Raw genomic sequence first — 14,193 nt, 5'->3', positions numbered from 1 at the left:
GAGACTTATTATTACCAACCTTATGCAGAATATCCATCACGTATTAATGCAACCTACCATGCTAATCCGACTCGATTGAGCATGAGTGATACCTTGGCCAATGCCATCCAGTCCAGCCTGATTAATGCGACAGGAGCACAGAATCAGGGCGTGAAACGTCAAACCTTTGCGGTCTTGCGTGAGACAACAGCACCAGCAGTTCTCCTTGAACTTGGTTTCTTGTCAAATCCTCAAGAAGCAGCCCGTTTGAATACCTCTGCTTATCAGGAGACTTTAGCAAACGCAATTGTGGCAGGGATTAAGCGTTACTATTCTATTTATAATTAATAGATTGAGAGAATCTTATGGTTCTCTCTTTTTTAATTTTTAAAGAGAGAAAACGCTTGCATAAACGAAAGCTAAATGGTATATTAAAAACCATGAAAACGTTAACAAAAGGAGTTTTTATGAAAAGAAATACTCAAGCTAATGATGAAAAAGTTCTTCGTTATAGCCTTCGCAAGTACAAGTTAGGTTTGGCTTCTGTAACCATTGGAGCTATTTTTTTGAGCTTTGCTACAGTTCAAGGAGTAAAAGCAGATGAAGCAGTATCAACGCCCGACTCTAGCACACAGGTAGAACAAGCTGATCCTAGTCTTACTACCAGTGGACTAGTAACTGAAACGCCAACAGCTCCTGTAACAGCTGAGAATACTTCTGTTTCCAAGGTAAATGAGCCAGTTTCTCTTCCAGAAGAAAATACTAGCCCTACTGAGACTTCCAAGCTAACTGAAACTAGGGAAAACACACCAAAAACAGTAAGTACAAATAATAGTCAAGCTCTTACGAATGCGTCTGAGGATCCTATTGCTGACGGGTCTATTCGCTTGCATTTTCAAGAGTTGCCAAGTCCAGACAAGGCATCGCTTGGACTTTGGACTTGGGATGATGTTGAGACACCATCATCTCAGAAGGGGGCCTGGCCGACAGGGGCAACCTCATTTGCTGAAGCCAAACAGGATGATTATGGTGTCTATTTAGATGTGAAGTTGTCTTCAGCACCTAAAAAACTTAGCTTCTTGATTAATAATGCCGCTGGAACAAACCTTTCAGGGGATAAAGCAGTCGAAATTCTTAGCCCTCAAATGAATGAGGCCTGGATTGACAAGGATTTCCAAGTTTACAGCTATCAACCTATCCCTCAAGACCACGTTCGTATCAATTATTTCCGTACGGATGGCGACTATAGCAATAAGTCTGTCTGGTATTGGGGTGATGTTAAGGACGCTCCAAGTAATTGGCCTGATGGTGTCAATTTCCAACCGAATGGTAAGTATGGTGCCTACTTAGATATTCCACTAACACAAGCGGCAAAATCGATAGGATTTTTACTCTTAGATGAGAGCAAAACTGGAGATGATGTGAAAATTCAACCAAATGATTATAAATTTAGTGACTTGAAAAAATCTCGTCAGCTTTTCGTACGAGATACTGATCCGACAGTCTACACCAACCCTTACTTTGTCAAGGATGTGCGTTTGACTGGGGCTCAGCAGCTTAGTCCAAGCAAAATCGAACTTAGCTTCACCAACTTAGACGAGGTCTCATCTGAGGATATTCTCAAAGACCTTAAGGTGACGGATAAGGATGGTAACAGTGTCACTCTTAAACAGCTTGACTTGGATGCTAAACTCAAAAAAGCTACATTAACAGGTGATTTTGCTGCAGAAAATCTGCCTTACAAGGTCACTTTGGGCAGTGATAGTTTTAAAACGTCTGAGAGCTGGCAATTAAAGGATGCCCTCTACAGTTATGATGGCGAGTTGGGTGCTCGACTAGAAGAGAATGGTACTAAGGCACATGTGACACTTTGGTCACCAAGTGCTGATCAAGTAGACATCATTGTCTATGATAAGAATAATCAATACAAGGTGCTGGCTGAACATGCTCTAAGCAAAGGCCCTAGAGGTACTTGGCAAGCTGACCTCCTTGCGACTGATTTTGGTCTTGAAAACTTAACTGGTTATTTCTATCAATACCGCATTAAACGTGGTGATCAGTCAGTAATTGTTCTTGATCCTTATGCGAAGTCTCTGGCAGCTTGGAATAGTGACGATGCTAGCAAGGGTCCCGAACACAAGATTGCCAAGGCTGCCTTTGTAGATCCTGCTAATTATGGACCAAAAGACCTTGACTACGCTAAGATTCCTAACTTTAAGTCTCGTGAAGATGCTATCATTTATGAGGCTCATGTCCGTGATTTCACCTCTGACAAGGCTATCTCAGCTGAATTGAAGCACCAGTTTGGTACTTTTGCAGCCTTTGCGGAGCGTTTGGATTATCTTAAAGACCTTGGGGTTACCCATATTCAGCTTTTGCCAGTATTGAGCTACTATTTCGTTAATGAATTGCAAAATGGGAAGCGTTTGGATGATTATGCCTCAAGCGATAGTAACTACAACTGGGGCTATGATCCACAAAACTATTTCTCTTTGACGGGTATGTATTCTGAAAAACCTAGTGATCCAGCTAAACGTATTGAAGAATTCAAGAATTTAGTTGCAGCTATCCATGCCCATGGTATGGGTGTTATCTTGGATGTAGTTTACAATCATACAGCCAAGACAGCTATTTTTGAAGACCTTGAGCCAAATTATTATCACTTTATGGATGCTGATGGCACTCCTCGTTCGAGTTTTGGAGGCGGTCGTCTAGGTACGACTCACTATATGAGCCGTCGTGTCTTGGTAGATTCTATTGCTTATTTGACTAAGGAATATAAAGTGGATGGTTTCCGATTTGATATGATGGGTGACCATGACGCTGAAAGTATCGAGCAAGCTTACAATACTGCACGCGCCCTTAATCCAAATCTCATTATGCTTGGTGAGGGTTGGGTGACTTATGCTGGTGATGAAAATAGCCCTGTTCAGCCTGCCGATCAGTCTTGGATGAAAGACACAGATACCGTAGCTGTATTTTCAGATGATATTCGAAATACCCTCAAATCAGGTTATCCAAACGAGGGGACACCGGCCTTCATCACAGGTGGAAAACGTGATATTAATAAGGTTTTTGATAATATCAAGGCACAGCCAACTAACTTTGAGGCTGATTCACCAGGAGATGTTATCCAGTATATTGCTGCTCACGATAATTTGACCCTTTTTGATATCATCGCACAATCAATTAAGAAGGATCCAAGCAAGCCTGAAAATAATGCTGAAATTCATCGTCGCTTGCGTCTAGGAAACCTCATGGTCTTGACTGCTCAGGGAACACCATTTATTCACTCTGGTCAGGAATACGGCCGCACCAAACAGTTCCGTGATCCTGCCTACCGTTATCCTGTATCTGAGGACAAGGTGCCGAATAAGTCACACCTCTTAGTTGATGAAAAGGGCAATCCATTTGACTATCCTTACTTCATCCATGATTCTTATGATTCTAGTGATGCGGTTAACCATTTTGACTGGACTAAGGCGACTAATAGTCAGGCGTTCCCAGAAAATACGAAAACGCGTGCCTTTACCAAAGGGTTAATTGCCTTACGTAAGTCTACGGATGCCTTCAATTTCAAATCTAAAGCAGATGTGGATGCTCGTGTGACACTATTGACAGTTCCTGGTCAGGATAATGTTGCTCAAGAAGATTTGGTATTGGGATACCAAACTGTTGCTTCGAATGGAGACCGTTACCTTGTCTATGTCAATGCTGATAGCAAGGCTCGTCAGTTTGATTTGAGCAAGATTACAAATGGCCTATCTTATCTGGTTTTGGCAGATGGCAGTCAAGTCAATTTATATGGAATTAGTGAGTTATCAGGTGTGACTATCAACAATCACATCTTGACCTTGGATCCACTAACAGCGACTATTATTCGTTTGACCAATGCTCAGACACCAACTGACCAAGTAGCTAAGCCTTCAGAAAAGACCGAGTCATTTGGTGGTAAAGATACTGAGGCAACTAAAGCAAATGTCAAGGCTTCAGGTAAAGAGGACCTTGTTGGAGATGCTGAACTTGTTAATCGTGACAATGGTCAGGCTAAGACTGAAGCTAGTCGTCAGACTAATAAACAACTACCATCCACTGGTGAAAAGACAAATCGTGGACTCTTTTTAGCAGGTCTTCTAAGCATTCTTAGCCTAGGATTCCTTAGAAAACGACGTATGAAATAAATAAGTGACAACAGGTTATTTCCTGTTGTTTTTCTTTTATTTATAATCATTCTTATCTGCTCTTTAGAATAGTTCTTAAATAGCCTAAAACCGTTGACAGTGCTGGTTTCTTCTGTTAGTTTAGATTATGATCTCTTACATACAAGAGATCATAATTGACTTATCATCGTTTGTTTTTCATATAGAAAAAACAAACGATTCACATATATAACGACAAATGTCGAACACTATCTTGAAAATAGGAGACATTCATGAAAAAACTTAGCAAACTTGGTGTTGTTCTTTTGGCATCAGGACTTTTATTGACGGCTTGTGCCAAATCTGGTAATTCAAGTAATTCAAGCTCAACTAACTCAAAACTCACAGCCAGTGAGCAAAAGCAATTGAAGCAGGCCACAAGTGATTATAAGACTTTCGTAGAAGGCGAAATTGATCAGCTTTTGAAAGATACTGAGGGATTCAGTGAAACCCTCAAGTCAGGAAATCTTGAAGAAGCTAAGAAACAATACCCATTGATTCGTATGGCTTACGAGCGTTCAGAACCGATTGCAGAAAGCTTTGGTGAGTCTGACGTGAAAATCGACTACCGTTTGGTTGATTACATGGACGAAAATAAATCAGAAGATGGCTGGTCAGGTTTCCACCGTATTGAACGTATCATGTGGCAAGACAACACGACCGATGGTACAGCTGCCTATGCAGATCAATTGGTCAACGATATCAAGGAACTCAAGGCTAAAATTGCAACTGTTAAAGTTACTCCAGATATCATGCTGACGGGTGCTGTAGACCTTCTTAATGAAGTTGCCACTCAAAAGATTACAGGTGAAGAAGAAGTCTTCTCACACACTGATCTTTACGACTTCCGTGCCAATATTGAGGGAGCAGAAAAAATCTTTGAACTTTTCAAGCCGTTGATCCAAAAGAAAGATGCTAAACTTGTTAAGACTCTGGAAACTGAATTCAAGAATGTGAATGGTCTTTTGGACAAACACATGACTGATGAGAAAAACTATAAGTCTTATACAGATTTGAGTGAGGCAGATACTAAGGAATTGGCCGAAGCTGTAACTAAACTTGGTGAACCATTATCACAAATGGGTGTTATCCTAGATGGGAAATAAGAAAAATGACTGACGAAAAATTTTTAGATCAAAAAATGGACCGTCGTGAATTTCTTAAAAAAGCAGGTATTGGAGGGGCTGGGCTTGCGCTTGGTCTTTCTGGTGCATCTGCTTTTTTCGCTAATCAGGATAGTTCAAGTAAAAAGGCTTATGATGGTGATGAAGATATTAGCTTCTTTGGCAAGCACCAGGCTGGGATTACGACTCCTATGCAGAAGGCTTGCTACTTGGTGGTGCTAGATCTTCATACAACCGATAAAAAAGAAGTCATCCAGCTTTTTAAAGACTGGACCGATTATAGTAGTAAATTGGTCGAAGGAGAGTTAGTCAAAAAAGATGGTTCTAATGCCCTCTTGCCTCCTACGGATACAGGCGAAACGGTGGGACTCAATCCCTATCGCCTGAGTCTGACTTTTGGAGTTTCGGCTGATTTTCTTAAAAAACTTGGTTTAGAATCCAAACGTCCTAAGCTCTTCCGTGATTTGCCTCCATTTCCTAAGGAGCAGTTGCAGGACAAGTATACGGGTGGAGATATCGTTATTCAAGCCTGTGCAGATGATGAACAAGTGGCCTTTCATGCTGTTCGCAATTTGATTCGCAAAGGTCGTAATAAAATCACCATGAAGTGGAGCAAATCAGGTTTTGCTGCAATTGGAGACCGTAAGGAAACGCCTCGAAATCTTTTTGGTTTCAAGGACGGTACTGCCAATGTTACGACGGAAAAGGAATTCGACAAGGTTGTCTGGACTGATAGTAAAGATTGGATGAAGGGTGGTTCTTATATGGCTCTTCGTCTGGTACAGATGCATTTGGAGACTTGGGATCGTACCAACTTGCAGGAACAGGAAAACACCTTTGGTCGTTACAAGGAATCAGGCGCTCCCTTTGGTAAGAAAGATGAGTTTGATGAAGTAGATTTATCTAAACTTCCTGTAGATTCGCATGTCCGTTTGGCTAAAGAAGTAGATCTTCCTATCTTACGCCGTTCCTATTCTTACTCTGATGGTATTGATGAGAGAACTGGCCAGTTTGATGCAGGGTTGATTTTCATTGCCTACCAGAAGGACCCCGACCGTTTTGTCAAAATACAGACCAATCTTGGAGCTGTAGACAAGATGAATGAGTATATCACCCATATCGGAAGTGGGCTATTTGCTTGCTTTGCTGGCGTGGAGAAAGGAGGCTACCTTGGTCAAGCACTCTTTGAATAAACTCCTCGTTTTGATTGGACTTCTAGCCCTATTCTGGACCTATCCAGTAGCTGCTGAATCCTATAGCGATCTCTATATCAAAATCACAGATGCAACAACAGCTGTTCAAAACAAGGATCAAGCAAAAGCTAAGGAATTGGTTGGTGAGATTAAGACTGATTTCGAAACAAAAGAAAATCACGATTCCAAGGCTGGTAAAAAAGTTAGCAAGGCTCTTGATATTAAAGGTGACGTGACAGAAGAGGACCTAACCTCTATCTCGTCAGCCCTTCTTAAATTTGAGAAAGAGCAAAATCCTGTTGACTTGGATGCCGAAAAGGAAAAACTTGAGACCCGTCTCAATCCTTATTTCAAGAATTTACAGGATGCCATTACGGCTAAAGACCTAGCTGCGACCCGCAAAACTTACGGCGAATTGAATAATGCTTGGACGCGAAATGAAGCTGTTGTCCGAGACCACAGTACTGCCTACTACGGCAAGATTGAGACGGCTATTTCACTTTTGCGCAGCAGCATTGAGACGGAGCCTACTGATTTCACCAGCATCCAGTCATCTTACGATGATCTCAAGGGTGGGATTGATGACTTTATCAAGGGCGTCCCTCTTGATAGTACAAGCTCAAGTTTAACCCTAAAAGATGGTATTAGGCTCTTGGAAAAAGCTCTCGGTCAATTCCAATCAGGTGATGAAAAAACGGCTGCGGCAACTATGAAGAAGTTCATCACTATCTGGCCAACCATTGAAGGTGACGTGAGCACGACTAACCCAAGCCTCTATACGCGCGTGGAGAGTGAAACGCCGGTTATCATGGTTAAGGGGAAAGAAAAAGCTTATCAGGACAAACTGCAAGCCTTGATTACAGACCTATCAGCTATCGATACCAGTGCTTCTTATAATGCCTTTGATGCCATGTTGATTCTCTTGCGTGAAGGGGTTGAAGCCCTCCTCATCGTCATGGCTCTTGTGACAACTCTTAAGGCAGCTAAGATGCGTAAGGGACTCAAATGGGTTTATGGCGGAGGCATTGCTGGTGTTCTTGCCAGCGCAGTTATAGCTGTTATCTTACAAGTTGTTTTTCCAGCCGTAACTTCGGGCTCTAACCGAGAAATTATTGAAGGTGGCGTTGGTATCTTTGCAGTTGCGATGATGATTCTGATTGGTATTTGGCTTCATAGCAAGTCTTCAGTCAAACAGTGGAATGACTTTATGGACCGTCAGATGAAGACAGTGACGGCTACTGGAAGTTTTGTATCTATGTTTGCCCTTAGTTTCTTGGCTGTCTTCCGTGAAGGTGCCGAGACCATTCTTTTCTATGTTGGTATTATCCCACGTATCACGACAGCTAATTTCTTGATTGGTATTGCTTTAGCCATTGCAGTTCTTGTTATTATTGCCGTTGCTATGACTAAAGCTAGTCACTATATTAAACCACATCGTATCTTCTTTATTTTGACCTGGTTGATTTATGCCTTGGCCTTCAAGATGCTCGGTGTCAGCATTCATGCCCTTCAGTTGACTAATATGATGTCCAATCATTTGATTAGTGGTTTCCCAACCATTGATTGGGCTGGTATCTATCCTAGCTGGGAAGTCCTAATTCCACAACTTATCTTTATTGTTATTATTGCCTTTGTAACGGTGAAGCAGCATGGCAAGAAGTAAGGATGAGATGACCATTGTTGAGCATCTGGTGGAATTTCGGAGACGTTTTATTGCAGTAGTGATTTGCTTTTTCCTAGTTTTTTGTATCACCTTGTTGTTTGCTGGGGAGCTCTATGCTTATTTGACTAGAGGATTTGATAAGCCCTTATTGGTTCTTGGTCCTAACGATATTCTCTGGATTTACATTAACTTAGCCAGTCTCATGGCTGTTACGGTCACTTTGCCCTTTACCACCTACCAGATTTGGCAGTTTGTGAAACCTGGTTTGAGGGACAATGAAGCGCGTGCCATTTTTGCCTATATTCCAGCAACTTTTGTCTGTTTTGTTTTGGGTCTTGCCTTTGGTTATTATTTTGTTAGTCCAGCTATCTTAGAAGTGCTTTTAAAACTAGGTGAAGGGCTCTTTGATACCCAGATTACAGCACAAAACTACCTTAGTTTTTTACTGCATACGACAGTGCCTTTAGCTGTTCTCTTTGAACTTCCCGTAATTGTGAGCTTCTTAACGTCCATTGGCATTTTGACACCAGTATTTCTGGCACGCTATAGACGCTATGCTTACTTTATTCTCTTGGTTTTGGCAGTTGTTTTGACACCAGCCGACTTTATTAGTGACTTGGCCATGACTGCTCCCTTAATCTTACTCTATGAAGTTAGCGTAACGCTTAGTAAGCTCATTTATAAACGTAAACGAAGAAAATATAAAGATAAATAGAAAGGAGATCTCATGGGAATTCTACGTGATATCGGAGCTCCAGGACTTATCATTATTGTCCTAGGAGCCCTCCTCATCTTTGGTCCTAAACGCTTGCCAGAACTCGGTCAATCTATCGGTAAAATGCTAGCCGAGTTTAAAGCAGCCGTAAATAAGACCGATAATGATAAAAAAGACGAAGAAGACAAGACTAAAGACTAAGATCTCTATCTAAAGGTTATCTTCAAGTTTCTTGACAATTCTAAGCTTTTATGACATAATACACTTGTATTGAATAGTAAGTCTATATCATAGGCAAGAAAAGACCCCAAGCTAACTTCCACATAAGCTCGGGGTCTTTTTTAGCACTATCTATCCTTGTTTAACCACTTGTCGATCAGACGAAGGATAACACCGACCACAATAGGTCCGATGATAGTTTTGAATAGTAAATCCATCATAGGCAAACTCACCTCCCTTCGTAGGCGGTGTCGAGGTGCCAAAGGATATTATATCATAGATTGAGAGAGTTATGTTTAGTGAGTATCAGGAAGTAAAAGTTAGAATGTGATTTAATCATGCCAAACAAAAAATCAGCCTTTTGAGCTGATTTTTTTATCTTACAAACTGATACGTTTTTCTGTTTCAGCGTCGAAGAAGTGACCTTTAGCAACGTTGAAAGTAAGGTTAACTTTTTCACCTGGATTGTGGAAGTCACGCGCATCAACACGAGCAGCAAACTCAGTTTCTCCAAGTTTTAGGTAGAGCATTGTTTCTGCACCAAGAAGCTCTGAAACGACGACTTCAGCATCTACATTGGCATCTGGATAAACTTCTTGAACAATTGGACGACTTGAAACATCTTCAGGACGGATACCAAAGATAACTTCCTTGCCTTGATACCCTGTCTCTTTCAAGATTTTAGCTTGACCTTCAGAGATTGCAATATCCAAGCCTTCAGAGTTAGTAATGCGGTTACCATCAACCTTAACATTGAAGAAGTTCATAGCAGGACTTCCGATGAATCCAGCAACAAATTTATTGGCTGGCTCATTATAAAGTTCTTGAGGTGTACCAATTTGTTCGATACGACCGATAGTACCAGAACCATCAGGGTTTTTAGTAGAACTCATGATAACGATACGGTCAGCAAGAGTCATAGCTTCTGTTTGGTCGTGGGTAACGTAGATAGTTGTTGCACCAATATTACGAGTGATTTTAGCAATTTCAGCACGCATGGTCACACGAAGCTTAGCATCCAAGTTTGAGAGAGGCTCATCCATGAGGAAGACTTTAGCATCACGAACGATGGCACGTCCCATAGCTACACGTTGACGTTGACCACCAGAAAGGTCTGCAGGCTTACGATCTAAGAACTCAGTCAAACCAAGGCTAGCAGCAGCTTCACGCACACGTTTGTCGATATCGTCTTTTTTATATTTACGAAGTTTAAGACCAAAGGCCATATTTTCATAAACAGTCATGTGAGGGTAAAGTGCGTAGTTTTGGAATACCATGGCAATGTCACGATCTTTTGGTGATTTGTCATTAACCATCTCACCATCGATATAGAGTTTACCTTCTGTGATTTCTTCGAGACCAGCAACCATACGGAGAGTTGTTGATTTACCACATCCTGAAGGACCTACGAAAACGATGAATTCCTTGTCTTTGATGTCGATACTGAAATCTTCGACAGAGTAGTGAGTTGCATTTGGGTATTTTTTATAAATTTTATCCAGTTTAAGAGTTGTCATATCATTTATCCTTTATTATTTAACTGATCCGCCGGTTACACCTTCAACATAGTATTTCTGCATGAAGATAAAGAGAAGGGTGATTGGGATGGCGATGATAATAGCACCTGCGGTAAATGGAAGGAACCATTCATTGATAGCGTCTTGGTTAAGCATTTGATAGAGTCCAAGGGCAACCGTATATTTATCCTTAACGTCACCGAGGATAACAGATGCAAAGATGAAGTCTACCCAAGGTCCCATGAAGGCCATGAGGGCAGTGTAGACGATGATTGGTTTAGAAAGTGGCAAGGTAATCTTAGTGAAGATTTGAAGACGAGTTGCCCCATCAATCATTGCTGATTCATCCAAAGAGTAAGGAATGGTATCAAAGAAACCTTTCGCAATGTAGAAACCAAGAGCTGCCCCAGCAGAATATACCAAGACCAAAGATGTCAGGGTTTGTGTCAAATTGAGGGCCTTCAAAATGTAGTAGACCGCAATCATTGACATGAATCCAGGGAACATGTTAAGTACAAGTGCCAATTTCAAGAAGCCATTTCTGTGTTTGAATTTAATACGGCTAAGTGAGTAGGCCATACCTACGGTAATCAAAGTTGAGAGGATACATGTACATGTGGCAACGATGAAAGTATTGATGAACCATTTTCCAAATGGATAAGCATCGCTGGTAAACAGTTTGATGTAGTTATTAAAAGTGTAAGTCTTAGGGAAGAAGTAAGGCACCGCATTGGCTCCTTCACCACGGAAACTTGTAAGGAAGATCCAGATAATAGGAATCAACCAGATAACAGCTAGAACTGTCAATAGAATATAAGTACCAGTTAGGTAAAGATTTTTCTTACGTTTCATTATTTAGCAGCCCCTTCCTTGAATGAAGATGATCTTGTGTAGGCCAAGAGACTGAATGTTGCAGAGATGGCGAAAATCAAGATACCGATAACAGATGCCAAGTTGTAGTCTTTAGCGCTAACAGTCAGTTTGTAGAGCCAAGTTACCAAGAGGTCAGTTGAACCCGCTTGATAGTATTCAGAATTAGTAGGTCCACCACCAGTAAGGAAGTAGATAACGTTGAAGTTATTGATATTACCGATGAATTGTTGAATCAATGATGGTGCCATAATCAAGAGAATTTGTGGGAAAGTGATACTCTTGAAAATTTGGAATTTGCTTGCTCCATCAATTTCAGCAGCTTCAATCTGCTCAGTTGGCAAGTTCATGATGATACCAGTTGCGACCAACATTGTGAACGGAATACCAATCCACATATTTACAAAGATAATAGAGAACTTAGCCCAGAGAGGATCAGTCAAGAATGGAATTGGTCCATTAGTAAGATGCAAGGTTTGAAGCAAACCATTCAAAGGACCATGGTCATTAAGGAAGTTACGCATCAAAAGAAGGGATACGAACTGAGGAACGGCGATAGTGATAACAAAGAGTGTACGCCAAACTTTCTTGAATTTAAGTCCTTTAGTGTTGAGCAGGAGAGCAAGGACGATACCGAAGAAGAAAGTAGTTGCTGTTGCAGCAACTGCCCAAATTAAGGTCCATGTCAAAAGTGGGAAGAAAGTACCAGCCATACGACCTTGTAAAACTTCACCAAAACTTGAGAAACCAACCCAGTCAAAGAGTGATTTAGGTGCTGGGTGATTGTGGTCAAAGTTAGTAAAGGCCAAACAGATCATGTAGATCAAAGGCAAGATTGTGAAGAGCAAAACTCCAATCAATGGTACAGTCATAAGTCCCATGTGGAAACGACCATCAGCCAAGGTCTTGAAGTCTTCGACAAAGTTGGGAACTTTACGTCCAGACTGTTTGAGAGCCATGAGATGACGAGCACTCTTAAGATTACACCAGTAAATATAAGCGAAAACTGCACAGAAGATTAATGATGCAAGTCCAAAAATCAACAAGAGCATAGAGTTATCTCCAGCGACTTGAACAGTAAGCTTAACCCCATTAACTTCTTTAATGGCTTCACCCTGTTCTTGAGTCCCTAAGGTAATCATCCCTTTAAGTGCAGGGATGATTTGGATAACGAAGGCTACTAAGAAGGCAATCTCAGAAAAGAGGAAGAGCAAGCCCTTGGTGAACTGTTTGTTGACCAAGTTTGCCAATCCCATTACCAGAAAGGATAATTTGACATCCCATGTACCTTCTTTGAAGACCTGGCGCATAGGAGTTGTGTCGTAGATTGTTTGTGACATAGATATCTCCTCAGATAAATGTTTAATTAGTGATAGATAAAGAGGCTAGGAACCTGACCTGCCTCTTTACCTTCTCATAGTTAGGATTCTTATTTAGCTGCTGCCAAATCTTTATCAAATTGTTGTAATTTAGTAAGGAATTGGTCTTCCTTGATTTTACCGTTATATGCATCACTCATAAGAGCAGCACTTTCAGTCCAGAAGACTGACATTTGACTAAGTTTAGGCATAACAGTTGTGTACTGATCAGATGAACCCATAGTGATTACAGCTTGTGCAAGTGCATCCTTTTGAACAGCTTCAGAAGATTGAACTTCTTTGTTAGCTGGGATGATGTGACGGTCTTCATTAGTGAATTGGTTATTTTGACTGTCTTTGCTTGTCAAAGCTTGTGCCAATTGGTAAGAAGCAGCGATACGTTCTGCGTTACCTTTAGATGGTGTTTGGTTAACTGCGTAAAGTTTAACACCCATGAAGGCTTTTTGTTGAACGTCTTGACCACCGATATTAACTGTTGGGTAAACAGCAACACCAAGATTGTCTTTACCAACAGCTTTAGCAGCTGCAGCGTAGTCCCATGGTCCTGATTGGAAAGCATCAACAGAACCATCTTCGAATTTAGCCATCATATTAACTGAATCGACATTAACAAATCCTTTATTGTCTTTTTGAGCTGCGATGAATTTAAGAACGTTCACACCAGCTTCATTGCCCCAGTTAGTCCCTTTAACATCTTCACCGTTAGAGCCAAAGAGTGTGTCACCAACTGAAAGGAAGAGAGGACCAGTTACATAAGCATTAACTTCTTTCAAGTTGCTACCAAATTTAGCTTTAGAAGTGATTGTTTCATATGATTTCACATCTTCTTCATTAAGTTTAGATTTGTTGTAGTATGTAACTTGAGTTTCGATACCGTATGGGAAGGCGTAAGTTTTACCTTTGTATTGAGCACCTACAGCAGCTTGTTCAGTATCTTGCTCAGCAATTTCTTTTGAGTATTGCTCTGGGATTTCTTGGATAGCTCCAGCGTCTACCAATTTACCGAGTTGGTCATGTGGAAGTGAGAAGACATCTGCAGCAGTAGAAGCGTCCTTAGTCAAGTTTTCTTGAGCATTTGGATCTTCCATTTCAACCATATCAACTTTGTAACCAGATTTCTTTTCAAACTGTGCTACTGTATCTGAGTAAGATTTCTTAGCACCAGTTGGTACCCAAAGTTTCAAAGTCTTGCTATCTGAGCTTGAGCTCTTGCTTGAGTTTGAGCCACAAGCTACCAAGAGCGATCCAGCCACAAGTAATCCAGCACTACCAAGTAATACCTTTTGCCATTTTTTCATTTCTATTTCCTCCAGAAATTTAGTTTACGATAAACAT

12 protein-coding genes are annotated in these 14,193 nt (G+C 41.0%); 7 read left to right on the top strand and 5 right to left on the bottom strand.

Annotated features, from left to right (window positions below; genetic code table 11):
• From HMPREF2979_RS08745 to HMPREF2979_RS08715, 7 genes are all read left to right on the top strand, one after another.
• Window positions 1-327: N-acetylmuramoyl-L-alanine amidase family protein (locus HMPREF2979_RS08745; RefSeq protein ID WP_148132242.1), on the top strand; the 327-nt coding region annotated here is incomplete at its 5' end.
• 119 nt (window positions 328-446) lie between these two features.
• Entirely contained in the window at window positions 447-4,160 is a 3,714-nt protein-coding gene (locus HMPREF2979_RS08740) for a pullulanase (RefSeq protein WP_070656268.1), read from the top strand.
• A 251-nt stretch (window positions 4,161-4,411) separates the two neighbouring features.
• A complete protein-coding gene (gene efeO / locus HMPREF2979_RS08735; RefSeq protein WP_070656264.1) occupies window positions 4,412-5,284 on the top strand; it encodes an iron uptake system protein EfeO in 873 nt (290 codons plus the stop codon).
• A 5-nt stretch (window positions 5,285-5,289) separates the two neighbouring features.
• Window positions 5,290-6,495, top strand: a complete 1,206-nt coding sequence (efeB, locus tag HMPREF2979_RS08730) for an iron uptake transporter deferrochelatase/peroxidase subunit (protein ID WP_070656261.1) — start codon at window positions 5,290-5,292, stop codon at window positions 6,493-6,495.
• The gene (locus HMPREF2979_RS08725) at window positions 6,473-8,158 is read left to right on the top strand and encodes an FTR1 family iron permease (protein WP_070656258.1); all 1,686 of its coding nucleotides are present in this window, start codon (window positions 6,473-6,475) and stop codon (window positions 8,156-8,158) included. The genes efeB and HMPREF2979_RS08725 overlap by 23 nt, the downstream gene beginning before the upstream one ends.
• A complete protein-coding gene (tatC, locus tag HMPREF2979_RS08720; protein ID WP_070656255.1) occupies window positions 8,145-8,873 on the top strand; it encodes a twin-arginine translocase subunit TatC in 729 nt (242 codons plus the stop codon). The genes HMPREF2979_RS08725 and tatC overlap by 14 nt, the downstream gene beginning before the upstream one ends.
• 12 nt (window positions 8,874-8,885) lie before the next feature.
• Window positions 8,886-9,074 carry a twin-arginine translocase TatA/TatE family subunit gene (locus HMPREF2979_RS08715; protein ID WP_004182540.1) on the top strand — a complete coding sequence of 63 codons (189 nt, stop codon included), beginning with the start codon at window positions 8,886-8,888 and terminating at the stop codon, window positions 9,072-9,074.
• 146 nt (window positions 9,075-9,220) lie between these two features.
• On the opposite strand, the gene HMPREF2979_RS10185 is transcribed toward HMPREF2979_RS08715, so the two are convergent.
• The 5 genes from HMPREF2979_RS10185 to HMPREF2979_RS08695 all read right to left on the bottom strand — a co-directional run bounded on the left by HMPREF2979_RS10185 (window position 9,221) and on the right by HMPREF2979_RS08695 (window position 14,156).
• Window positions 9,221-9,313, bottom strand: a complete 93-nt coding sequence (locus HMPREF2979_RS10185) for a type I toxin-antitoxin system Fst family toxin (RefSeq protein WP_004182539.1) — start codon at window positions 9,311-9,313, stop codon at window positions 9,221-9,223.
• Between the two features lie 159 nt (window positions 9,314-9,472).
• Complete coding sequence (locus HMPREF2979_RS08710) at window positions 9,473-10,609, bottom strand: ABC transporter ATP-binding protein (RefSeq protein ID WP_070656254.1); 1,137 nt, start codon at window positions 10,607-10,609, stop codon at window positions 9,473-9,475.
• Window positions 10,610-10,624: 15 nt separating this feature from the next.
• The gene (locus tag HMPREF2979_RS08705; protein ID WP_004182537.1) at window positions 10,625-11,461 is read right to left on the bottom strand and encodes a sugar ABC transporter permease; all 837 of its coding nucleotides are present in this window, start codon (window positions 11,459-11,461) and stop codon (window positions 10,625-10,627) included.
• Window positions 11,461-12,819, bottom strand: coding sequence for a carbohydrate ABC transporter permease (locus tag HMPREF2979_RS08700; RefSeq protein ID WP_070656251.1), 1,359 nt, complete (start codon window positions 12,817-12,819; stop codon window positions 11,461-11,463). The genes HMPREF2979_RS08705 and HMPREF2979_RS08700 overlap by 1 nt, the downstream gene beginning before the upstream one ends.
• 89 nt (window positions 12,820-12,908) lie before the next feature.
• A complete protein-coding gene (locus tag HMPREF2979_RS08695) occupies window positions 12,909-14,156 on the bottom strand; it encodes an extracellular solute-binding protein (protein WP_070656250.1) in 1,248 nt (415 codons plus the stop codon).
• Window positions 14,157-14,193 lie beyond the last annotated feature (37 nt).

The organism is Streptococcus sp. HMSC078H12 (assembly GCF_001814615.1).
Lineage (GTDB): Bacteria > Bacillota > Bacilli > Lactobacillales > Streptococcaceae > Streptococcus > Streptococcus salivarius_F.
Note: the sequence above shows the minus strand (reverse complement) of the source record. Positions and strands in the feature narration are given on the sequence as shown.